The sequence below is a fragment of the Labrys sp. KB_33_2 genome (genome assembly GCF_052114505.1).
Classification (GTDB): domain Bacteria; phylum Pseudomonadota; class Alphaproteobacteria; order Rhizobiales; family Labraceae; genus Labrys.
On the sequence record NZ_JBFREW010000006.1, the window covers coordinates 302,260 to 324,379 of the forward strand.

The 22,120-nt window shown below is 63.0% G+C and carries 19 protein-coding genes; 9 read left to right on the plus strand and 10 right to left on the minus strand.

Translation table 11 applies throughout. The features are described from left to right. Positions 1-8: 8 nt before the first annotated feature. The 6 genes from AB4037_RS13730 to AB4037_RS13755 form a co-directional block, all read right to left on the minus strand. On the minus strand, positions 9-734 hold the full coding sequence (locus AB4037_RS13730) for a class I SAM-dependent methyltransferase (protein ID WP_441771885.1): 726 nt from the start codon (positions 732-734) through the stop codon (positions 9-11). Continuing rightward, positions 727-2,088, minus strand: coding sequence for a GTPase HflX (gene hflX / locus AB4037_RS13735; RefSeq protein WP_441771886.1), 1,362 nt, complete (start codon positions 2,086-2,088; stop codon positions 727-729). The genes AB4037_RS13730 and hflX overlap by 8 nt, the downstream gene beginning before the upstream one ends. Before the next feature lie 50 nt (positions 2,089-2,138). Continuing rightward, positions 2,139-2,396 (minus strand): RNA chaperone Hfq, encoded by a 258-nt coding sequence (gene hfq, locus AB4037_RS13740; protein ID WP_068290859.1) that lies wholly within the window; start codon positions 2,394-2,396, stop codon positions 2,139-2,141. Between the two features lie 229 nt (positions 2,397-2,625). Beyond that, entirely contained in the window at positions 2,626-3,486 is an 861-nt protein-coding gene (locus tag AB4037_RS13745; RefSeq protein WP_434956675.1) for a D-amino-acid transaminase, read from the minus strand. 123 nt (positions 3,487-3,609) lie between these two features. Beyond that, a complete protein-coding gene (locus AB4037_RS13750; protein ID WP_434956676.1) occupies positions 3,610-5,205 on the minus strand; it encodes a CHAD domain-containing protein in 1,596 nt (531 codons plus the stop codon). A 169-nt stretch (positions 5,206-5,374) separates the two neighbouring features. Then, positions 5,375-6,112 (minus strand): SDR family oxidoreductase, encoded by a 738-nt coding sequence (locus tag AB4037_RS13755; protein ID WP_441771887.1) that lies wholly within the window; start codon positions 6,110-6,112, stop codon positions 5,375-5,377. A gap of 398 nt (positions 6,113-6,510) precedes the next feature. Here AB4037_RS13755 and AB4037_RS13760 point away from each other — a divergent pair, with 398 nt between their 5' ends. The 5 genes from AB4037_RS13760 to AB4037_RS13780 all read left to right on the plus strand — a co-directional run bounded on the left by AB4037_RS13760 (position 6,511) and on the right by AB4037_RS13780 (position 12,700). Further along, positions 6,511-7,629 carry a lactonase family protein gene (locus tag AB4037_RS13760; RefSeq protein WP_441771888.1) on the plus strand — a complete coding sequence of 373 codons (1,119 nt, stop codon included), beginning with the start codon at positions 6,511-6,513 and terminating at the stop codon, positions 7,627-7,629. 164 nt (positions 7,630-7,793) lie between these two features. Continuing rightward, entirely contained in the window at positions 7,794-9,245 is a 1,452-nt protein-coding gene (locus AB4037_RS13765; RefSeq protein ID WP_441771889.1) for a xylulokinase, read from the plus strand. 61 nt (positions 9,246-9,306) lie between these two features. Next, a complete protein-coding gene (locus AB4037_RS13770; protein ID WP_441771890.1) occupies positions 9,307-10,224 on the plus strand; it encodes a sugar ABC transporter substrate-binding protein in 918 nt (305 codons plus the stop codon). Further along, the gene (locus AB4037_RS13775) at positions 10,221-11,774 is read left to right on the plus strand and encodes a sugar ABC transporter ATP-binding protein (RefSeq protein ID WP_441771891.1); all 1,554 of its coding nucleotides are present in this window, start codon (positions 10,221-10,223) and stop codon (positions 11,772-11,774) included. The genes AB4037_RS13770 and AB4037_RS13775 overlap by 4 nt, the downstream gene beginning before the upstream one ends. After that, positions 11,771-12,700, plus strand: a complete 930-nt coding sequence (locus tag AB4037_RS13780; protein WP_441771892.1) for an ABC transporter permease — start codon at positions 11,771-11,773, stop codon at positions 12,698-12,700. Before AB4037_RS13775 ends, AB4037_RS13780 begins: the two co-directional genes overlap by 4 nt. A 146-nt stretch (positions 12,701-12,846) precedes the next feature. Here AB4037_RS13780 and AB4037_RS13785 read toward each other — a convergent pair whose 3' ends face one another. Then, positions 12,847-14,223, minus strand: coding sequence for a glucoamylase family protein (locus AB4037_RS13785; RefSeq protein ID WP_441771893.1), 1,377 nt, complete (start codon positions 14,221-14,223; stop codon positions 12,847-12,849). Positions 14,224-14,325: 102 nt separating this feature from the next. Further along, the gene (locus AB4037_RS13790) at positions 14,326-16,161 is read right to left on the minus strand and encodes an ABC transporter ATP-binding protein/permease (RefSeq protein WP_441771894.1); all 1,836 of its coding nucleotides are present in this window, start codon (positions 16,159-16,161) and stop codon (positions 14,326-14,328) included. A gap of 188 nt (positions 16,162-16,349) precedes the next feature. Here AB4037_RS13790 and AB4037_RS13795 point away from each other — a divergent pair, with 188 nt between their 5' ends. Together AB4037_RS13795 and AB4037_RS13800 are read left to right on the plus strand one after the other, a co-directional pair. After that, a complete protein-coding gene (locus AB4037_RS13795; RefSeq protein WP_441771895.1) occupies positions 16,350-17,135 on the plus strand; it encodes a DeoR/GlpR family DNA-binding transcription regulator in 786 nt (261 codons plus the stop codon). Continuing rightward, positions 17,128-18,312: an MFS transporter gene (locus tag AB4037_RS13800; RefSeq protein WP_434956686.1), complete on the plus strand. Its 1,185-nt coding sequence runs from the start codon at positions 17,128-17,130 to the stop codon at positions 18,310-18,312. Before AB4037_RS13795 ends, AB4037_RS13800 begins: the two co-directional genes overlap by 8 nt. On the opposite strand, the gene cls is transcribed toward AB4037_RS13800, so the two are convergent. Continuing rightward, the gene (gene cls / locus AB4037_RS13805) at positions 18,307-19,758 is read right to left on the minus strand and encodes a cardiolipin synthase (protein ID WP_434956687.1); all 1,452 of its coding nucleotides are present in this window, start codon (positions 19,756-19,758) and stop codon (positions 18,307-18,309) included. The genes AB4037_RS13800 and cls overlap by 6 nt on opposite strands. Before the next feature lie 188 nt (positions 19,759-19,946). Further along, positions 19,947-20,228: a bacteriocin gene (locus AB4037_RS13810; RefSeq protein WP_105862901.1), complete on the minus strand. Its 282-nt coding sequence runs from the start codon at positions 20,226-20,228 to the stop codon at positions 19,947-19,949. A 375-nt stretch (positions 20,229-20,603) separates the two neighbouring features. Between AB4037_RS13810 and AB4037_RS13815 the strand changes: the two genes are divergently transcribed. Continuing rightward, positions 20,604-21,503, plus strand: a complete 900-nt coding sequence (locus AB4037_RS13815) for a sugar kinase (protein ID WP_434956688.1) — start codon at positions 20,604-20,606, stop codon at positions 21,501-21,503. Between the two features lie 75 nt (positions 21,504-21,578). Then, positions 21,579-22,118: a DUF1697 domain-containing protein gene (locus AB4037_RS13820; protein WP_434956689.1), complete on the plus strand. Its 540-nt coding sequence runs from the start codon at positions 21,579-21,581 to the stop codon at positions 22,116-22,118. Positions 22,119-22,120: the final 2 nt, after the last annotated feature.

Here is a 22,120-nt window from a genome sequence, read left to right on the forward strand (position 1 = left end):
GGTTCAGCCTAGTCGAAACCGGCAACCAGGATCAGCTCTCGGCTATCCGGCCTGACTGGCTGATAATCCCAATCCCCATACCATGTCTGCCACGAAAACCCGGCTTTCGCCGCGAGCGCCGATATCGCGGCCTGTGACGCGAAGCGCAATGTGCTGTGGCTGGAAGTTTCCGTTCCATCCTCAAAACGATAGATGGAGCGGAACGATACCAGTTCGCCCCTCTTCTCGACATCGACATGGGCCGTACCGGCAGCACCTGTCGAGGGGCCCGACATCGATTGGCCGGCCCATTGTTTCCAGGCCTGCGCGTCCGGATTGCGCGTCTCGAAAGCGAAACGCCCTCCTGGCACGAGTCTTTGCTTCACGGCCTGGAAGAAGGCCAGCGACGTCTCGTCGTCGAGCAGAACCTGGAAAGCATGCCCAGTCATCACCGCGAGATCGAAGTGCCCCTGGACGTCGCTGACCAATCCGTGAACCCAGCGCACCAGATGCCCATGCGGACGCGAGCGGGCGATGTCCAGCACGGCTGCGGCAGGATCGACGGCCGTGACGTCATGCCCCTGCCTGGCAAAGGCTGCTGCCATCATCCCCGTCCCGCATCCGATGTCGAGGATGGCCTGGGCCGGCTTCCCCGCCAAGGCGAGGTAGAACTCGCTATCCGGCCCCCAGGGGTTCTGCACGTCGTAGAGAGCCGCAAGACGCGGGTCCGTGTAATGCGCGCTCAGCTCATTCAACAGCCACGATCCCGAACCGCCGCCTGACCTGCTCTGCTCTTTCCGGAGCCACGCGGACGGAGACATGGGTGACGCCATCCTCATCGGTCTCGCGAGCCAGCACGTCGGTATTGGCATGGAGCCAGGCAAGGCCTGCACCGTCCGCCGGCGGGATGTCGATGGCAAGCGTCAGGCGCCCGGCAGCAACCACCGCCTCGACCCGATCAAGCAGCACCGGCAGTCCTTCCCCGGTCACGGCCGAGACAACAATCGGTCGATTTTCGCCATCACGCCGTGAAGCCGTCAACAACGCTTCGCGCGCCGGCTCTTCGATAAGATCGACTTTGTTCCAGACCTCGATCACCGACTGCCCGGCGCCCTCCTCGATACCGAGGCTGGCCAGGATGGAGCGCACATCGCCAGCCTGGGCTTCGGTATCACCATGAGAGATATCGCGCACATGCAGGATGACATTCGCTTCCAGCACCTCTTCCAGCGTGGCACGGAAGGCGGCGACCAGCATGGTCGGCAATTCGGAAATGAACCCCACCGTATCCGATAGGATTGCCTTGGTGCCGTGCGGCAGCTTGAGCGCGCGCAGCGTCGGATCCAGCGTGGCGAACAGCATGTCTTCCGCCAGTACCTCGGCTCGGGTCAGGCGATTGAATAGTGTCGACTTGCCGGCATTGGTATAGCCGACCAGCGCCACGATCGGATAAGGCACCTTGCGCCGGCTGGCGCGGTGCAAGGAACGGGTGCGTTTCACCTGCTCCAGTTCACGCTCCAGCTTGACGATGCGATCCTGCAGAAGGCGCCGGTCCGACTCGATCTGGGTTTCGCCGGGACCGCCGAGGAAGCCGCCGCCGCCGCGCTGGCGTTCGAGATGGGTCCAGGACCGGACGAGGCGTCCCTTCTGATAGTTGAGATGGGCGAGCTCAACCTGCAGCGTGCCTTCCTTGGTGCGCGCACGCCGGCCGAAGATTTCCAGAATCAAGCCGGTGCGATCGATCACCTTGGCGCCCCAGGCTTTCTCGAGATTGCGCTGCTGCACGGGCGACAGGGCGCAATCCATCAGCACGAGGGTGATCTCCTCGGCCTCGACGACCGCCTTGATCTCCTCGACCTTGCCTTTGCCGATATAGGTCGAGGGGCGGATTTCCCCGAGCGTGACCACGACGGCGCCGACCACGTTGAGATCGATGGCGCCGGCGAGGCCGACGGCCTCCTCGAGCTTGGCTTCGGGTGATCGAACCAAATCGCTTTCGCTCCGGCGCGAAAGCACCGGAGCGACGACGTAGGTTCTTGTGCCGGAAGCAACTTCCAGCTCATGCGCATCGATGCGGTGCGCCGGATCCTTGAGAGTATTTGCTGTCAAACGTCAACTTTCGGGCGGGGTTGCCCCCACCACCGCCGGTACGGCAAGAATCAAAGCTTGTCCGCGCCTTCGATCTCACCGCCTTCGAAGAGCTGGACGGGGTGGCCCGGCATGATCGTCGAAATCGCGTGCTTGTAGACCAACTGGGAATGACCATCGCGGCGCAAAAGCACGCAAAAATTGTCAAACCAGGTCACAACGCCTTGCAACTTCACACCATTCACCAGGAAGATCGTGAGCGGGATCTTGTTCTTGCGGACATTGTTGAGAAACGTGTCCTGTAGATTTTGGGTGCGCTCCGCCGCCATAATACCCCCGAAACTCCTTGACCGCGGTTGGTCCGCGGACATTCACAAGCAAAATCAGCCAACGCTGACGCGCCTGCCTTTCATGCAATCATCCTACATAGTCGACGGGGATGCTGCGTCGCGCAAGCAAAAGTTTGCAATCCCAACGCGTCATTCCGCCCAATCTGTCGGAATGATCGCAGATGGAGGTCAAGCCGTCATCTGTCAAGCAGCAATGGTATGCCCGCCACTAAAGTGAACGCTCGGCCACCTCGTGAAAGCGTGCCCGTAACCGCACCGTGAGGGCCCCCGGCTTGCCATCACCGATGGTCGTATCGTCGATGCGCACCACCGGCATGATCAGCGCCGTCGCCGCCGTCACGAAGGCCTCTTTGGCCGCCTTGGCCTCAGCCAGTGTGAAAGGCCGTTCGCCGACCAGCAGATTGTCGCGCCGGGCAAGGTCCAGCAGTGTGGTGCGGGTGACACCGCGCAGAATGCCGCTCTCGGCCGGGCGCGTCAGCAGGGTATTTTCCCGGGTGATGATCCAGGCATTGCTGGCCGCCCCTTCGGTGACGTAGCCGTCCTTGTCGACGAACCAGGCCTCCTTGGCGCCGCGCTCCTTGGCCCGTTGCCGCGCCAGTGCATTGGGCAAAAGCCCCGTGGATTTGATATCGACCCGCTCCCAGCGATTATCCGGCAGGCTAATCACCGAAATACCGCTCGCAGCGCCGGCCTCCGCCTTGCTGCGATCGACGGAGCGGGCGGTCACCACCAAGGTAGGCGGCGTATCTGCCGCCGGAAACACGAAATCGCGCCGGGCCGCTCCGCGCGTCACCTGAAGATAAACCAGGCCGTCGCGGACGCGGTTGCGCCGGACCGTCTCACGCACGATCACCCTGAGAGCCCCCTCCCCTGCCGGCATGGCGATGCCCAGTTCCGAAAGCGAGCGCTTGAGCCGGTCCAGATGACGGGTTTCGTCGATGAGCCGACCGCCGAAAACCTCGCAGACCTCATAAACCCCGTCGGCAAACTGGAAACCGCGGTCCTCGACATGCACGCAGGCATCACGCAGCGGCACATAGACCCCGTTCACATAGGCAATACGGCTCATCACGGCCTCGGGCAAGCTTCGGCCGGCACCAGACAGCAAAGCTCACCGCCCAGACTCGGCCAAGATTTGGCAACCCTCACGGTGTGCCGCAGATTCAGGTCAGTGACAACCTGCGATCGGCCGTCATGGCAGCCAGAAAGGCGAGCCCTGGGCAAAACGCTTCCACAGCTTGTGCAACGAGCCGGCGGCGACTTCCTTGTCGCGGGCCTGCCAGCCACTGATCAAGCCAGCACCACGATGCAGGGCGGCATCCGGCGATTCGTCAGTGAGCACCGTCAGCAGACCACCCGTCGTCGCCGCGTCATTGGCTAGGCCAAGCCCTTCCTGGAGGTCCGCGAGCCGGGCGAGATAACGCTGCGCCTCTTCCTTGGTATCATAGACGCTGCGGAAGAATTCGGCACCATAACGCAGCTTCTTCAGCACGAGCCGCAATTCGTGCTGGGCCACAGGCTCCAGCCGCCTGAAATGCTTTCCCCCTTTCAGGGCACGGCGATGCAGCCGTTCGAGCGCCTGGCGGGCGAACAGGTCGGCCGTCTCCGCCAGGATGCCGAGCGAGCCGCTGGCGATGTCGTTGCGCCAGGCACGCCTTTCGACGGTGCGGCCGAGCGTCAGCAGGAAACGATTATAGCGGGCGCCGGCGAACAGCTCGCGCAAATGCTGATAGCCATGCAGCCGTCGCGGCTCGACATGAGCCCGCATCGCGGCAAAGGCCTTCTCGTCAGGGCAATGGGCTTCGATGCCGGGAATCGTATCCACCACCAGCACATCCCAATTGCGCACGGGGCCCAGCGTGGATGCCAGCCATTTGGCCTCGACCGCCAGCAGCGCGAGGGTCGGTGAGCCGATCTGGCGCTGGAGGATCGAAATCGCGGTGCGCATGCGTCGCAGCGCCACTCGCATCTGGTGCACGCCCTCGGGCGTCCTGCCCTCCTCCACCACGGCCTGATTGGCAGCCATATGGCGGTGGCAGTCGCCGAGCAGCTTGGCGACGATCTCGTCGACATTGTCGCCGGCACCGATGCTGCCCTTGCTGGCCCGCACGCCCTCGGCGGGCGGATCATAGGCGAGCCTGTAGCCGCGATCGGCTTTCGCCAGCGTGCCGACGCGAAGAGGGGCGGCATCGAGCAGGGCCAGGGCAACATCATAAAGGGCGCCGGCGTCGCCGCCCTTGAGCTCGAGCTCGAGCTCGCAGATGGCCTCGCGGCGCTCTCCGACCCGTATCTCCCCCTGGTCGAAGGCGAGCTCCAGATTGGCGGCCGGCAGGTCGAGTGCCTGGATGCGCCTGCGAAACTTGGTGACGAAGACCGCCTCGAGCACGCCGTTGCCGACGCCGTCCATACCGATTTCCAGCGCCTCGGGCGGCAGCAGCGCCAGATCCGGCTCCAGGCTCGGCACGGGCACTTCCCATTCATGGCGAGCCAGGGGATTGGTGCCGCTGGTCGGGCGTTTCAGGGTCTGAATGAAGGTCTTGCCGCTCTTGCGCACCCTGAGGGCGATCTTGTTGCGGTAGAGCTGGCGATCGGGCGTGTCGTAATAGGCGTTCTCGAAATTGCGAAAGACGCCGCGATTGCGCGCATGCTGGGCAATGACCGGAACTGCAGCCAGAGAATCGAAGCTGCCGGCGGGGGCCAGCAGCTTGAGCTCGATTTCCCGATTGGCAGCCGGGACCGGCAATGTCGGTGCTGGCATTGCCGGTGCGGGTCTACTGCCTGTTTCCACGTCTTTACTCCGAGCGACGCCACCTCTTGGGCCGACCAGGCCGCTCGATGACAATTTCATGACGGAACGGACCTATGGCAGATCAGAATGTCACATACTACCGAGCGCCGGGGCTAAATTTTACCTTCAACACAGAGCTATGGCTGCGGAAAATCTCGATCGACCGCCTTCAGCCGGTCCAGCCGCCGTCGATGATATGGATCTGTCCCGTGGTATAGGTAGCGCCGGCGAGATAGACGACGAGGTCGGCAATTTCCTCGGGCTGGCCAATTCGCCCGATCGGCTGGCGCGCGACGAAAGCGGCGCGTGCCGCCTCATAATCGCCGGTCGCCTCCAGTCTTTCGCGCAGGGAGGGACTTTCGACAGTGCCGGGCGCGATGGCGTTGCAGCGTATGCCCTTGCTCACATAATCGGCCGCAACCGATTTGGTGATACCGACCACGGCCGACTTCGAGGCCTGATAGGCAAAACGGTTGGGGATTCCCTTCACCGACGACGCCACCGAAGACATGTTGATGATGCTGCCGTCGCCGCGCTCCAGCATATGCGGCAGGAAAGCCCGGATCATGCGGAACATCGCGGTGACGTTGAGATCGAAGGCGAAATTCCAGTCCTTCTCCGTACAGTCGAGAATCGTGCCGGCATGGACGACGCCGGCGCAGTTGAAGAGAATGTCGGCCTGGGGTCCATGACGTTCGGCGAAGGCGGCGATCGCCTCCGGCGACAGCACGTCCAGCCGTTCGATGACGATGCCTTCAACCCCGGCAAGATCTGCCAGCTTGTCCTCGGCAATGTCGGTGGCGACCACGCGCGCGCCGGCGCGGGCCAACGCGATCGCGGAAGCGCGGCCGATCCCTTGGGCTGCCGCGGTGACAAGGGCTGTCTTGCCCTGCAAGGATTGGGACATTTCACTCTCCGTCGTCGATCTCCGGCTCAGCCGGCTCTTTGCTCAAGGCTTGGCAAGTGGCTTCTTCTTGATCATGCCCTTGGCTCGACCAGGAAGAAGCAGCAAGTTATCAAACATTTGCAGAGTTTCCTGGCGAAGCCCATCCACGAGCCTCACCAGGAAATTCTGCGTAGTGCGGCGGGCAGGACAATTTCAGGCGTGCCCGCCCGCTCCCCGATTGATAGCTGCATTTGTATGATATATTCAAATGGCAATCGTTGCAGAGTGCGAGCGGCAGCCCGCCAACCAGGTTCCCACCCCGGAAAGGCACGAACTTACCCCTGGCCCGGTTGCCCGGGCCATCCCTGTCCCATATGGTCGGCGCCGCATCGAGTTTCTGAGTCTGACAAGGCGGTATTATGTCCGGACAGCGCACCTATCTTTATGTCGGCGGCCCCACGCGGCCCACGCCGTATTATCCAACCAACAACGCCAAGGGCATTTCCACCTTCTCCTTCGACCAGGCAACCGGTGCCATCGCACCGGTCGGTTTGATCGAGGGTATCGACAATCCCACCTGGATCGGCGTCGACGCCAAACGCAAAGTCCTGCACGTCAACAGCGAAGTGTTCGGCTGGAACGAGGGTACGGTCTCGGCCTATGCGGTCGATCCTGCCGACGGCACGCTGAGCTACATCAACAAACAGCCGACCCTGGGCAGCATCGCGGCCTTCAACAGCCATGACCGCAACGCCAACTTCCTGCTCGTCGCCAATTACAGCCTGACCCCGGAAGGCGAGTTGCCCAACAAGGCGATCGCAGTATTGCCGATCCGCGAGGATGGCGGCCTGAAGGCCGCGGTCAGCGATGCCACCCATGCGGGCACGGGACCCGATCCGGAGCGTCAGGAACGCCCGCATCCCCACTGCGTACGCGTCACGCCGGATAACCGCCACATCGTGGTTGCGGACCTCGGGCTCGACCTTCTGGTCGTTTACCGCTTCGATGCCCAGACCGGGGCGATCGCCCGTGCCGGAGCCGCTTCTGTTCCTGCCGGCGCAGGCCCTCGCCATTTCGTCTTCCACCCACGCGGCAATCTGCTCTATGTCGCCAACGAACTCGATTCCACCGTGACCTCCTTCGCTTTCGAGGCGGACCAGGCCAAGCTCACATCGGTCAGCACGATTTCGGCACTGCCCGAATCGGCCGGGTCGGGCAGCTTCTGCTCGGAGATCGCGATTTCGGCCGACGGTGCCTATCTCTACGTCGCCAATCGCGGCCATGACAGCATCGGCGTCATCGCCCTCGACAGTGAAGGCGGCATGGTGCTGGAGCACAGCGTACCCTGCGGCGGGCAGTTTCCCCGCCATTTCGCCATCGATCCCTCGGGCAATTTCCTGGTCGCCGCCAGCCAGAACAGCGACAAGCTCGCCGTCTTTGCCATCAACAAGGAGAGCGGCGAGCTGACCCCGACCGGTACGGAAATCCCGATCGGTACGCCGACCTGCGTGGCCTTCCTTCAGATCGACGAAGCGTAAGGCTTCTTCCAGAAAGGCCGGCGGCCTTTTCGCTTAAGAAAATGCGTTGAAACAAGAGGTTGAAGCAAAGTGCGATTTGTCCAAATCGCACTTTGCTTCAAGAAATGGCATTGCGAAGGGCGCCGCTGCCGGCCGCCGCCTTCGGAGCTCCCTGGAAGCAAGATTTGGGTGACAAGCTTCTCATTCTCGATGTGGGCTCCACCGCACTCAAGGCGGTGTTGTATGACCGCGCCGGCGCGGCCGTGGCCTCGGCAACGCGCCCCCTGACCACGCAGACCCGCACCGATGGTTCCGTCGAGCAGGATGCACGGCAATGGTGGACGGCAACGCAGGCTGCGGTGAGCGAATTGCCGTTCCGCGCCGATGTCTGCGCGCTCGGCCTGGCGGGTTCGATGCAGAACCTCATCGCCCTCTCAGCCGAGGGCGAACCCGTCGGCCCGGCGATACTCTATTCCGACCGCCGCCTCGAGCAAGACGAAGTGGCGGAGCTGCGTGGTCGACTTCCCGGCGATTACGGCCAGCGCACCGGCAATCATCTCGATCCCGCCCATCCCATCCTCAAGCTGATGCGGCTCGATCGCTTCCTTCCCGGCTTGCCGCTCGACACCGTCGCCGGTTTTCTCTTCGGGGCCAAAGATGCCGTGATCAAGCGGCTCACCGGGCGCAGCGTGATCGATCCCACCACCGCGACCACGACCGGGCTCTACAACATCGTGAGTGGCGCCTGGGACGAAGCCTTGCTGGCGGTTGCCGGCGTCGGGCCTGGGCAAATGCCGCAAATCCTGGCCGCGGATGCCGTCGCCGGCCCGCTTGCCGATGAAGCCGCCGCCGCTCTCGGACTGCCACGCGGCATCCCCGTCCACAACGGAGCGGGCGATGGCGCGGCCGCAACCTGGGGCGCCTTCGCCGATGCGCCCAACACTGCCTATGCCTATGTCGGCACCACCGGCTGGGTCGCCGGCACCATGGACCTTGCCGATGCCCGCCCCCCTCGTGACAGCTATACCCTGGCCGATCCCGTCAAGGGCAGCCGCGCGATCGTCATTACGCCGTTCCTTTGCGCCGGAGCGGCGCTCGACTGGTTGAGCGAGATCACGTCCCTGCCGGTAGAAATGCTGCTGGATCACGCCACTGCTGATGGCGATGGCCCTCATCCCCTGTTCCTGCCCTATCTCTTCGGCGAACGTTCTCCCTTCGAGGATCGCGCGGTTCGCGGCGCTTTCCTCGGCCTCGATCGCGGTCACGGGCCGGGCGCGCTGTGCCGCGCCGTGCTCGAGGGTATCGCCTTTGCCATTCGCCACAATCTGGAAGCCGCCGGCCTGCCACGCCAGCCGCTGACTGTGATCGGCGGCGGCGCCCGTAGCCCGTTACAGCAACGCTTCCTGGCCGAAGCGCTGAACCGGCCCGTGATCGCTCCGGCCGCAAGCCAGGAGATGCCGGCGCTCGGCATTTATCGCATGCTTGCGCCCAGGCTCGGTTTCGAGCCAGTGCAGCAATTGGCGGGCAGCGTCACGGTCGACCCGAATCCAGCCCGAGCGGAGGTGGCGGATCGGCGCTATCACAGCTATCGCGCTGCGTCGGATTTCGCGCGCGAACTGCCGCGGACTATGCCATAGCAACGCAAAGAACCCGCCCCGGGAGTTCGGATCCGGGTTGAGCGGTATCGGGGGGATCCACGTGAAGACCGGTGTTTCAATCTTGGCCATGGCTCTGGCTGGCCTCATCTCAAGTGCGGCCCAGGCCGAGGATATCGCCGTGCTGACGCTCTATATCAGTTCGGTCGCCACCAACGAGATCGTCGAGACCTTCAAGAAGGATGCTGCCGGCAAGGGCTGGAACGTCAATGTCGTCGATACGCGCGGCGACCTTCAGCAATTGGCGAGCCGCGTCGAAGACGTCACCAATGCCGGCGTCACGGCCATCGTCCTGGTCAGTGTCGATCCCAAGCAGATCGCCGACCAGGTCGCCGCCGCGGCCGCCAAGAAGATCCCTGTCTTTGCTCTCGATGGCGCCCTCGCGCCTGGCGTGACCGCCAGCATCGCCACCGACAATTTCGCCCTCGGCACCATCCTGTCGGACAAGCTGTTCAAGCAACTGGGCGGCAAGGGCAACATCGTCAAATTCTTTTATTCGGCCCATCCCGGCGTGCATCAGCGCGAACTCGCCCTCGACAAGGCGCTCGCCGCCAATCCCGGCATCAAAGTGATCGCCGAGCATTATGTGAAGGTCCCCGGCCCGATCGACGATTCCCGTCTCGCCATGGAGACCTTCATCCGCCAGCATGGCACCAAGATCGACGGCGTCTGGGCCGCCTGGGACGAGCCGGCGATCGGCGCCCTCCTCGCCCAGCAGAGCGACGAGCCCGATTCCAAGATGGTGATCGCTGGCATCGACGGCAATCCGCAAGCCGTCGACCTGATCAAGCAGTGCACCGACCTGATCGCCACCGTGCGCCAGGACTTTCCGGGGATCGCGCATAGCGCCGTGACGGAAATCGCTAATGTGCTGAAGGGCAAGCCCGTCAGCAAACAGGAGATCCAGGTCGAGGCCAAGGTGGTCGACCGCGCGAGCCTGGGCGTGACTTGTCCTCAATGAGCCAGCCTTCCGGTCGCCCCGTTCCGCGGCTTGAGATCACCGGCCTGAAGAAGCATTTCGGCGGCGTGCACGCCCTTGATGGCGTGAACCTCACGGTCGCGCCGGGCCGGGTCCACGCCTTGCTGGGCGAGAATGGCGCCGGCAAGTCGAGCCTGCTCAAATGCCTGTCGGGCGTATATCAGCCCGATGGCGGCGCCATGCAGCTCGACGGTGCTCTCTACGCTCCCCGCGATCCCAGGGCAGCCGAGGCCGCGGGCCTGCGCTTCGTGCACCAGGAGCTCAACCTGGTCCCGGGTTTTACGGCGGCCGAGAACGCCTTCGTCGGTCGGCGCTATCCGCACCGTTTCGGCCTGATCGATCGCCAGGCCATGCAACGACGCCTGACGGCTGTCAGCGACAGGCTCGGCATCGCCCTGCCGCTGGACGTGCCGGTGCGCCATCTCTCGGTGGGCCAATGCCAGTTGGTCGAGATCCTGCGGGCGCTGATGGACGAAGCGCGCATCCTGGTGCTGGACGAGCCGACGGCCTCCCTGAGCGAAAGCGAGGCCTGCATCCTGCGCAAGGTGGTCACCAATCTCGCACTGGCGGGATGTGCCGTGATCTTCGTCTCGCATCGCATGGAGGAAGTGTTCGAACTCGCGCAGGACTACACGGTGCTGCGCAATGGCGTCACGGTCGGCCAGGGCCTGATCGCCGAAACCACCCCCGATGCCGCCGTGACGATGATGGCGGGGGACGCCCAGTTGCGCGATGCTGTTCCGCTTCCGCCCAGGCGAGCCGAACGACTGCTCGAGCTCGACGGTTTTTCTCCCTCGCCGCGCCACGGCTCCCTGCAATTGAGCGCTCATGGCGGCGAAATCATCGGCCTCTACGGCATCGTCGGCAGCGGCCGCTCAAGCCTTCTGAAAGCGCTCTGGGGGGCCATGCCGCAGGCGCGCGGCGGGTTGTCATTGGCAGGACGGTCCCTGCCGGCCTCCGGCATCCCCTCCCGCATCCGGGCAGGGGTCGCATTTGCACCGGAAGACCGCCGTGGCAGCGGCCTGGTGGTCGGCCATTCCATCCTCGACAACGCCACCCTACCCCGCCTTTCCGACGGGCGGCTCCTGGTGGGCCTGCCCTTCCTGTCCCAGCCCTCCTTGCGGCGCAATGCCGGCACGATGCTGCAGCGGCTCGCCGTCCGCTACGGCCGCCTCGCCGACCGCATAGCCACCCTGTCCGGCGGCAATCAGCAAAAGGTGCTGATCGGACGCTGGTTCAGGCCTGGGTTGCGCCTCTTCTTGCTGGACGAGCCGACGCGGGGTGTCGACGTCCGCTCCAAGGCCGAAATCCACGCGCTTTGCCGCCAGCTCGCGGGCGACGGCACGCTGATCCTCTTTGCCACCAGCGACATCGAGGAGCTCTTCGCCCTGGCCGGGCGCATTGTGGTGATGGCCAAGGGCGAGATCGCGCTGGACGCTCCCACCGACGGCCTATCCCGCCTGCAGGTACTTGCGGCAACCTTTCGCACGGCAAAACCGCATCGGGCCGATCACTCCCGGAGGACAGCTTGAACTTCACCGCCCGCTACGGCACGCTTCTGGGCCTTTTCGTCATAGTCGGGGTTTTCTCGGCTCTTTCACCGGGTTCCTTCGCCCAGCTTTCCAATCTGATCAACATCACCCAGCAATCCTCGCTGCTCGCCATCGTGGCCCTCGGTGCGACCTGCGTGATGGTGCTGTCGGAATTCGACCTCTCGGTCGGTGCAGTGGTGTCCTGGGCTGGAATCCTGGCCGTCAGCCTGTTCGCGCAAGGCTGGGGCATTCCGGCCACCATTCTCACCACGCTGGTGTCCTGCGCGATCGTCGGCTGCATCAGCGGCTATCTTGTATCGCGCCTGAGTGTGCCGAGCTTCATCGCCACCCTGGCTATCGGCACGGTGGTCGGTGGCTTCACCTTCTGGATCAGCGACGGCGCGACGCTGTTCGGCAATATTCCGCCCGCATTCCGCGACCTCGGGCGTGGCACGCTGGCCGGCGTGCCGGTGCTGACGCTGTGGGCCGTCGCAATGACGGCGATCTGCGTCGTCCTGCTGGACTACACCGAGCCCGGCCGGCGCATGGCGGCCATTGGCGGCAATCGCGAGGCAGCCCGCCTCACCGGTGTTCCGATCGTGCGCAGCACGGTGCTCGGCTTTGCGATCTGCACCCTGTTCGCTGGACTTGTCGGCCTCCTGCTGGTGGCGAGGCTGGGCAGCGCTCACCCGACCGGCGGCAACGGCTTCCTGTTGCAGGCCTATGCCGCCGCCTTTCTCGGCATGACGGCTTTTCGCGGCGGCGACGCCAACGCCCTCGGCACCTTACTGGGCGCGGTGATCATCGCCGTGGTGGCAAACGGCCTCACCATCGTCGGCGTGCCCAACTACATGCAGGACATCCTCACCGGTCTGATCATCCTGGCGGCGGTGCTGGTGCGCAATGTCGGGCGGCTGCGAGATTAAAGCGACGTCCAGCCTGTCATCTCGCCCCACGGTTGAGCGAGATGAGGCCGCTCCCTCATAAGTCGCGCCATAGAGATCCCCTTCTCCCCATTCTTACGGGGAGAAGGTAAGGGGAAGGGGCCGCACGGGGCCTCGCGAATCCCCTCTCAGGCCGCAGCTTCTGCCGTGAGATGGGGGCTCTCGAAGCCAAGCTTGCGCAAACCTTCCTGGATCTCGGGAATGCGCATGAACAGGTTCCAGATCAGGCCGGTGCGATAATTCTCGATCATCACGATGATGGGGCCCTGGTCGATCGACAGAAAGGTCTCGGCGAACCAGTCCTGCTCTTCGCTGAAGGCATCAACGAAGCCGAAGCGCCCCCAGAGCTTGTCGCCATGCTTGGTGAGGAAATGGCGCAGCGCCGCCATGGCTTCCTTGGGCGCATAGGGAAAGCTCGACAAGGCTGCCGTCGGGCTGATTACGCCGTTGTCCTCGCTCGGTTGATGTGCAGCGTACCCATCCGGATCATCGCTCGCCGTCAGCCCCCAGCAATCGGGGCCATAGCCCTTGTGGCCATGCGGATTGAGCACGCAATGGCGATGATTGATCATCGTATGGGCTACGTTCTGCTGCCAATAATCGGCGTAGCGGTCCTTCAATCCGCGGGGGTCGAGGCCCAGGAAGGAGTAGTGCGCCCAGAACAGCGGCCCACCCCGATCGGGGCCGAGCGGCAATTCGATGTCGTAATAGCTGCGCGGCGCCCCGAAATCCTTGCTGGCGGCGAAGCCACGATGATAGGCGGCGGGATCGATGGGATAGCGCGGCGCCGACACCGCCATCACATAGGCGATCAGGCACTCGTTCCAGCCATGGATGTCATGGTCGAGCACGAAGCCGTTATTCGGGCTCCAATGCCAATAGAGCGCATGGCGTCCCTGTGTATACCAGTTCCACTCGATCTCACCCCACAAACCGGTGATGCGCTTTCGCAGCTTTGTCTCGGCGAGGGAATCTGCAACGAAATATTCGCGGGCGCAAAGCAGGCCCTGGAACAGGAACGCGGTTTCGATGAGATCGCCACCGTCGTCCTTGCGGCTGAAGGGCCAGACCTTGCCGGTCTCGCCATGCATGAAATGCGAATAGGCGCCATGGAAACACGTCGTCGGCTCGATGACGTCGATGATCCTCGTCAACCGCTCCAAGCCTTCGGCATGGGTGATCCAACCTCGCTCCATCGCCACGATCATGGCCATGATGCCAAAGCCCGTCCCGCCTATGGCCACCAGGTCGTTGGGTGTATCCACCGTGCGGGTGCTACGGTCGCGGGCCATGCCGCTGGCCGGCTCCGCCCCCTCCCAGAAGAAGCGGAAGGTCTGGCGCTGCACGGCTTCCAGCAATTCCTCGTCGGGCAGATCAATGAGATCGGCGGCCTTGTAGAGTTGCCCAGCCAAGCCGGCTTTCGTCATGCCCTCGCCGACCTTCTCCACTGCGATTTTCTTGTCACCCTTGGAGGGCTTCTTCTTGCCGGCCTTGTCCTTTGCCATCGTCCCGTCTTTCACCCGTTGCAAGCTTTGCTGACTTGCGTGACCGATCTTTAGATAAACGCTTCAACAAAATTACGTATTTATCTGAAAAATAAATTCTTTTTATACATCATCCTTGGTTTCACTCCCCTCGCCTCGCTCCGTCTTGTCCGCCGTATGACCGGCTTGCGTCCGTTCGTTGAGAAGCCGAAGGGTGCGCGGAAAGAAGCTGGCCTTGGAGCCAGGCCGGCCGATATGGACGATGGCGGACTGGCCAAGATCCTTTTCGAAGATGGCGAAAACCTTATCCCGGGTGCCCTCGTCCAGCCCTTCGAGGGCTTCGTCGATGACGATCCAGGCCGGCTTCTGCAAGGCGACGCGGGCGAAAGCCACGGTCTGTTGCTCTTCGTCGGCCAGATCCTTGTCCCAACGCACATTGCGGTCGAGGTCGTCGGCCAGATGACCGAGCCCCACCGCAGATAAGGCATGCTCGAAATCGGCCTGCTCGAATTGCGCCACGGGCTGGGGATAGGACAGAACCTGCCTGAGCGTTCCCTGAGGCAGATAAGGGCGGCGCGGCATGAAGGTGACGTGCCCATCCTTGGGAAGGCCGACCTGGCCGGAACCGAAAGGCCACAGGCCGGCAATGGTCCGAAACAGCAGCGTCTTGTTGGCACCAGCGTCGCTGACGACCAGAACCCGCTCTCCGGATTTGATCTCTACCTTGCTTTCATTGAGCCGGCTGCGCCCGCTTGGGGCTTCGACCACCAGATCATCGAGACGGATCACCTCATCTTCGGTCTCAGTGAACTCGATATGGCTCGCCTCGGCCTGCTGGCTGTCAATCTGGGTGACAGCATAGCGAAAGTTCGCGACACGCAACAAGGTCGCGCGCCAGTCTGCGATGGTGCCGAAATTGTCGACAAACCAGCGCAATTGCGCCTGCACCAGATTGAAGGCGCCCACCGCCACCATCAGCCCGCCAAAGGTCAGATTGCCCGCAAAATAGATTGGCGCCGCCACCAGGAAGGGCGCCACCTGAGTGAACCAGCCATAGCCCGAACTCACCCAGGCGAGCCTGGCCGTCGCCGTCACCAGCCGTCGCATGGCCTGCAGCACGGCCTTGAGGTCGAGATTGAGCTGACGCTCCTCGTCCTTCTCGCCATTGTTCAGTGCGATGGCGTCGACATGCTCGCTGACCCGGACGAGTGAAAACCGAAACTCGGCCTCCCGGGCATAACGATCGGCATTCAAGCCGATCAGCGGACCACCGACATGCCAGGAAAGCAGGGAGGCGGTGACGGCATAAAAAAGCGCCGCCCAGACCATATAACCGGGAATAGCGAAGCTGTAGCCACCGACATTGAAGACGAATCCGCTGGAGAGATTCCACAGCACCGTGATGAAACTGGCCAGATAGATCGACGCCGACAAGAGCCCGATACCGAGATCAGTCGACAGTTCGGTCAGATGGCGGGCGTCCTCATGCAATCTTTGGTCCGGATTGACACCGAACTTGCTGGAATTGGCGAGGCGGAACGCGCGGCGAGGTTTCATCCATTGGCTGATGAGATCCTCGACCAACCCCTGCCGCAACTTCAGCTTCACCATCCAGCTCAGCCAGGTCTGAGTGACGTTGAGGGTCAACAGGCCGCCGGCAATGGCGACGAACACCAGGAGCTGTTGCAGAAATTCAGCGAGGTCCTTACGGGCCAAAGCATCGTAGAAAGGCTGGTTCCAGGCGTTCAGCAGAACCTGGAAATAGCTGGTGACCAGGATTACCAGGACGACGCCGACGAGCAGCAGCAGCAATTGGTTGCGATGGGGCGAAGTGACGAAGGCGCGGGCCATCATGTTGAGCTGCAGCAGCAGCCCACCCATCGACTGCTCAGACTGCCCGGACTTGTCCGGCTCGTTGCTCGGCGCGTCGGCAGGCTTCCCGCCGGATTGTGCAACCATGAATCACTCTCCGCCTCGACTATAGCCGGTCATCTGGCAGAGTCATCCTCAAGGGTAAGCCGGTAATGAGCATGGCGGCTGAAGCAATGCACGAATGCGCGCGTTTATGCGTCTTTCTGCATTTTCATACTTGCATTGCTCCCGCTTAAGCGACATAAGCAGCCTGCTCATCGGATGTCGCGCCCGCCATGGAAATCTCCAACCTTCTCGACGCCAGCCTCATACCTGCCGAGCGGCAGCGCCTGCTCCTGCAGCGTATCGAAGAGGATGGTCGCATCGCTTCCGTCCAGGCGGCGCTGGATTTCGCGGTGTCGGAGGACACCATCCGCCGCGACCTCAAGGAACTCGCCGACGCCGGCCTGATCGAGCGCGTGCATGGCGGCGCCTTGCGCAAGTCCCGTACTTCACATCGATTTGATCGGCGCCTGATCAGCAGCGAGGCGCAGAAGAAACAGCTGGCGGGCTACGCCTTGCGTTTCGTCGAACGGGGCATGGTCGTCCTGCTCGACCAGAGCACCAGCAATTTGATGCTGGCGCACCAGCTTCCGGTCGAGGCCGGCCTCACCGTGATTACCCCCTCGCCCGATATCGCAGTCGCCGTACTCGACCGCGGCGTCGGCAAATTGGTGCTGATCGGCGGGCAGGTCGATACCCAGTCCCGCAGCGCCAGCGGTGCCGGGGCGCTCGAACAGGTTGCCTTCCTCAAGCCCGATCTATGCTTCCTTGGCGCCTGCGCCGTCGATCGGGTCGAGGGCGTAACCGTGGTCGACCACGACGATGCCTGTCTCAAGCGCGCCATGGTCGCCGCCTCCCGCTCGACGGTGGCCTTGATCACCGCCGAGAAGCTCGACACACGCTCGGCCTATCAGGTGATGCCATTCGATCGCCTCGATCACATGGTCACCGAGAATGCGAGCTCGAACACAATCCTGCAGCGCTACAGCGAAAGCGGCGTGGAGATCCACCTTGTCTGAAACGTCCCTTTATCGGCCTGGCTGGCAGGTCTGGCACCCGACCGCCGCAAGCTTCTACGTCAATGGCGCGCTCTATGGCGTCTGGGCCACGCAGATCCCTCTCGCCAAGGAACGGCTGGGGCTCGACCCCATCGTGCTGAGCATCGTCCTGCTGATGCTCGGCGCCGGAGCCGTGCTCGCCATGGCCGGCAGCGGCTGGATCATCCAGCGTATCGGCACGGCGGCACTCATCCGGCTGAGTGGCGTGATTTTCGCGGCCCTGCTGCCGATCATTCCCCTCATGCCAGACGTCTGGCTTCTCTCCGCCGTCGTCTTCCTGTTCGGTGCCAGTGGCGGCTGCATGGATGTGGCGATGAATGCCGATGCAGCCAGGATCGAGAAGCAGGTCGGGCGCCCCTATATGTCTTCGTTCCACGGCATGTGGAGCCTCGGAGGGTTGACCGGAGCCGGTATCGCCACCCTGTTGCTGCGCTGGACCGATGGCGCTTCCCAGGCGTTGATCATCACGGTGGGGTTGGTCGCGATCTTCGCCTGGGGACAGAGAGGCCTTGCCCCCGGCAAGGTCGAGGCTGCTGTCGGCGGCGGTAAATCACCCTCCTTGCGTCCGGCCCTCCTTGCCGTCGTGGTCGGCCTGATGGCTGCCCTCGCCTTCAGCGGAGAAGGTGTCGTGCTGGATTGGGCGGCCGTCTTCCTGCGCGAGCAATTGGGAGCGGGCCAGGAACTTGCCAATGTCGGCTATGCCGCTTTCGCGGGAGCGATGGCAAGCGTGCGCTTTCTGGGTGATCCCATCCGCCGCCATGTCGACGGCGTCTATCTGGTCCGGGGCGGCTGCCTGCTCGCCGTGATCGGGCTTTTGATGGGGCCTCTCTCCGGCAATGTCTATGTCGCCATCGTCGGCTATGGCTTGACCGGCATCGGCTTTGCCAATGTGGTGCCTGTCCTGTTCAGCACGGCCGGCGCCATGCCCCGCCCGGAGGTGCAGATCGCAACGGTATCGACCATGGGCTACGCCGGCCTGCTGGTGGCTCCGCCGCTGCTTGGAACCGTCGCCCATGTGACCTCGTTCGCCGGTATCTTCTACGTGGCCGCCATCTTCACCGTGATCATAGCGCTGCTGGCCCAGGTCTGTGCGCCCCGGTCCGCGCGCTCCCTGGCCGTTGGCGACGCTCCGCTATAGAAGCGGGCTGACGAGCCGCGCGAGATTCTCGGCGACCTTGCGGATCCAGGGACGCCGGCGCCATTCTCCAAGGTCGAGCCTGTCGCTGCCCGCGAAATAGTCGTCCTGCATGCGCCGCAATCGCAGCGTGACCTCGCGATCGTAGATCACGACCGTAACCTCCGAGTTCAGGACGAAGGAGCGCATGTCCATGTTGCTCGAGCCGATCAGGGCAATTTCGGTATCGATCGACACGTTCTTGGCATGCAGGAACTTGTCCCGGAACAGGTGGATGTTCACGCCTGCCGCAAGCAGTCCCCCATAATAGGACTGCTGGGCGAAACGCACGATGCGATGGTCCGAAACCTTGGGCACGACCAGATGCACGGCCACGCCGCGCAGCACGGCAATCTGCATCGCCTTGTGGACGGCCTCGCTCGGAATGAAATAAGGCGTGACGATCACCACCCGCTGCAGAGCCGAATGAATGGCGGTGACCATCAGGCTCTCGATGCCCCCGATCCGATAATCCGGCCCGCTCGGCAACACCTGCATGGCCAGCGTGCCACAGGCCGATGTCGGCGACATCACGCTGTCGAGTGGCAGCGCCTCCTCCGTCTCCAGAAACCAGTCGGCGATGAAGACGGCTTGCAGTTCCAACACCACTGGCCCTTCCAGGCGCAGCATCAACTCCTGGTTGGAGATGTCGAGGACTGTCCGGGCCGCGATGATGTTTTGAGAACCGACATAGCCCACGCGCCCGTCCATCACCGCAATCTTGCGATGATTGCGCAGGTCTGCCCGCGCCGACTTGCGCCGGAAGAAGGTGACCGGAAGTATGGGATGGCCTTCGACGCCATATTCGGCAAGCGTCGTCAGTACGCTGCGTGCCCATTGCCTGGAACCGACGGCATCGATGAGGACACGGCACTTCACGCCACGGGCCTGGGCGCGGCCAAGGGCCTGCATCACCGTCTGTCCGACCTCGTCGTCGGAAAAGATGTAGAATAGTAGATGGACATGATGCTGGGCGGCGTCGATGTCGGACACCAGCCGATCGACCATCCGCGAATAGTCGGCCAGGAAATCCACCCTCGCCCCATCGACGACCGGTAGCTTGCCCACTCTTTCGATCAGCACCGCGGCACGCGTGAAGCGCCGGGGCAGCCGCTCGCGCGCGACTTCGGTGAGTTCGCGAACCTTGTCCGCGGACAGGCTCAGGATATCCGGCAGGCGCTCGAAACGCTTACGCCGCCAGCGCGGATAGGTGGCGCGCCCGATCAGGAGATAAAGCACCAGCGCCGGCCAGGGCAGGAACATCACCAGCAGCAGCCAGCTTCGCGCCGCGTCCGAATTGCGACGGAACGGCACCACCACGATCATGACGAGGCGCACGGCCCATTCGGAATAGAAATAGGCCCACGCCAACACGCCCAAACCCGGCAAGGTCAGATCGGAGAACGACAAGGCTGGCCTTTCCATAGAAAAACCCACGCAGTGGACTGCGTGGGTGCGACTTGCGTCAGATGAAAAATCCTCAAAGCGTTTTGCAATCCGACGAAATCGCCAAGTATCGCAAAGACGCGTCCAAACAAGGAGTTAGAGCAAAAGTACGTTTTTTCAAAAACGCGCTTTGCTCTAAGGGATCTCACCCCTTACGGGCACTGCACGCGGCGATACCGCACGTTGCCGTAGTAGTCATAGTAACGACGGGTGCAAGCACGCGGCGTGGTTTCGGCACCGACGATGGCACCGGCAGCACCGCCGAGCACACCACCGACGATGGCGCCGCCGGCCGAACGCGTGGCCAGGCCACCGATCAGCGCGCCGCCACCAGCACCGATGGCAGCGCCACCGAGCGCGCGGTCACCGCGCGAATATTCCGAGCAGCCCGCGAGCAAAAGCCCTGCAGCTGCTACGATCAAAAGCTTCTTCATGGGAGATCCTCCGTGGATGCCGATCCGTATCGATCATATACAGATACAACCGAGTGCAAAGCCCGATTCTTACATCATGCACACCATGAACCGGAGATGAATGACTAGGTAAGGATAGCTCGTGCTTCAGATGCCATCGCTTTCAGCCCGGGCCGGAGCATTTCACTACCGACTCAACCGAAATGACGCATCTTACCGACATACTAACTTCTACGGCGAAGACAAGTTCCCCTTCGTGTACCAGTGCCTTTCTAGGGTCGGAAAGTAGCCTTGAACAGCGCTTCTCTCGCAACTGCGAAAAGGCCGCTTGCACCAGCGCGCCATGACGATTAAGCGGGAATGTACGGAAATCTAGATAGTTTGGAGCGACAAGCGATGGAAGCGCTCTTCATCGGCCATGCCTATATCGACGTGACCTTCGTGGCGGATGACATGCCGCGCGGCGATGAAAAGTCGGTAGCCAAGGACTATGCCGTAGCATTCGGCGGCAACGCCACGACGGCCGCTTTCTGCTGCGCCAAGCTTGGTGTGATACCCGATCTGATCACCACCAACTCGAACGACTGGCTCGGCCGCATGTTCATGGACATGGCGGCGAAGTACGGCATCTCCGTCCATCCTCGCAAGGTCAAGCGTTCCTCGCTCTCCTTCATCATGCCCAAGGACGGCAAGCGCGCCATCGTTCGCGCCCGCGACGATGACTATCTGCATCCCTATCCGCATCTCAATCTCGGCAATTGCCGCGCCCTGCATCTCGACGGCCATCTGGCGGATGCCGCGCTCTACTATGCCAAGGAATTCCGCAAGCTCGGCCGGTTGGTTTCGCTCGATGGCGGTGGCATGCGCTCCAACACCGACGAATTGCTCAACTATGTCGATGTCGCCGTGGTGGCCGAGCGCCTGTGCGAGCAAATGAACCTGTCCGAGACCGAGATGCTCGATTATCTTAAGGGCAAGGGCTGCAAGATCGCCGGCGTGACTGCCGGCGAGCGTGGCATGCTGTGGTATGACGAGAGCGGCAAGGTGCAGCGCCTGCCCGCGCTTAACGTGCCCAAGGCCGCGGTGGTCGATACCAACGGCGCCGGCGACATCTTCCATGGCGCCTATATGTATTCCTATCTCAGCCGCCCCCTGTCGCGCTGGGAGGAGCATTTCCGTTTCGCGCGCGGTGCATCTACCCACGCGATCCAGTTTCTCGGCAACGAAGCCAAGCTGCCCACCCGGGGTGATGTGGAATCCATCGAAACGCGGTTCCAGCCGGTGGCCTCTTCCTGATTTTCTTGCCAGCCGGCGGGCCCTCAAGACCTGCCGGACAATTTCGACGAACCCTTTGCCGACGAACCCCTTGCCATGGCCGGCTATGTCGCCCTCCTCTACAGCATCGTGCTGACGCCGCAGCGGCGGGTGGTGATGGACGAATTGCGCGCGATCGCCACTGGCTGCGGGTTTGAGCATCCCCGTACCCTGGCCTCGACCGGCAATCTCGTCTTCGAAGCGCCCGAACAAGACATCACGACCCTCGAAACCCGGCTGGAGGCCGGCTTCCTGAGCCATTACGGCAAACATGTCGACATCATCATACGCAGCACGGAGGACTGGCTGCGCACGGTTGCCGGCAACCCGTTTCCGGTCGAGTCCGAGCGTGACGGCAGCCTCGTCATTGCCCGTTTGATGCGCGCACCGCTCGGCCAGGACGTTCTGGTCAACAAGCTGGAGCGCTATCTCGACAAGGGCGAACGCCTTGCCCTGGTCGAAGGCGATCTATGGATCGCCTTCGCGGGACGCCCGAGCGAAAGCCGCCTGGCCGGCGCCCTCTCCACCAAACGGCTCGGCATCGGCACCGCGCGCAATTGGAACACCATACGCGGCCTCGGCCAGATGCTGTCCTGAGG

Excerpts from the sequence above, each read along its gene's own strand:
- hfq (WP_068290859.1), bottom strand. The coding sequence starts at position 2,396 with ATGGCGGCGGAGCGCACCCAAAATCTACAGGACACGTTTCTCAACAAT.
- AB4037_RS13760 (WP_441771888.1), top strand. The coding sequence starts at position 6,511 with ATGTCCGGACAGCGCACCTATCTTTATGTCGGCGGCCCCACGCGGCCC.
- AB4037_RS13745 (WP_434956675.1), bottom strand. The coding sequence starts at position 3,486 with ATGAGCCGTATTGCCTATGTGAACGGGGTCTATGTGCCGCTGCGTGAT.
- AB4037_RS13785 (WP_441771893.1), bottom strand. The coding sequence starts at position 14,223 with ATGGCAAAGGACAAGGCCGGCAAGAAGAAGCCCTCCAAGGGTGACAAG.
- AB4037_RS13755 (WP_441771887.1), bottom strand. The coding sequence starts at position 6,112 with ATGTCCCAATCCTTGCAGGGCAAGACAGCCCTTGTCACCGCGGCAGCC.
- AB4037_RS13775 (WP_441771891.1), top strand. The coding sequence starts at position 10,221 with ATGAGCCAGCCTTCCGGTCGCCCCGTTCCGCGGCTTGAGATCACCGGC.
- AB4037_RS13790 (WP_441771894.1), bottom strand. The coding sequence starts at position 16,161 with ATGGTTGCACAATCCGGCGGGAAGCCTGCCGACGCGCCGAGCAACGAG.
- AB4037_RS13815 (WP_434956688.1), top strand. The coding sequence starts at position 20,604 with ATGGAAGCGCTCTTCATCGGCCATGCCTATATCGACGTGACCTTCGTG.
- AB4037_RS13820 (WP_434956689.1), top strand. The coding sequence starts at position 21,579 with ATGGCCGGCTATGTCGCCCTCCTCTACAGCATCGTGCTGACGCCGCAG.
- AB4037_RS13810 (WP_105862901.1), bottom strand. The coding sequence starts at position 20,228 with ATGAAGAAGCTTTTGATCGTAGCAGCTGCAGGGCTTTTGCTCGCGGGC.
- AB4037_RS13795 (WP_441771895.1), top strand. The coding sequence starts at position 16,350 with ATGGAAATCTCCAACCTTCTCGACGCCAGCCTCATACCTGCCGAGCGG.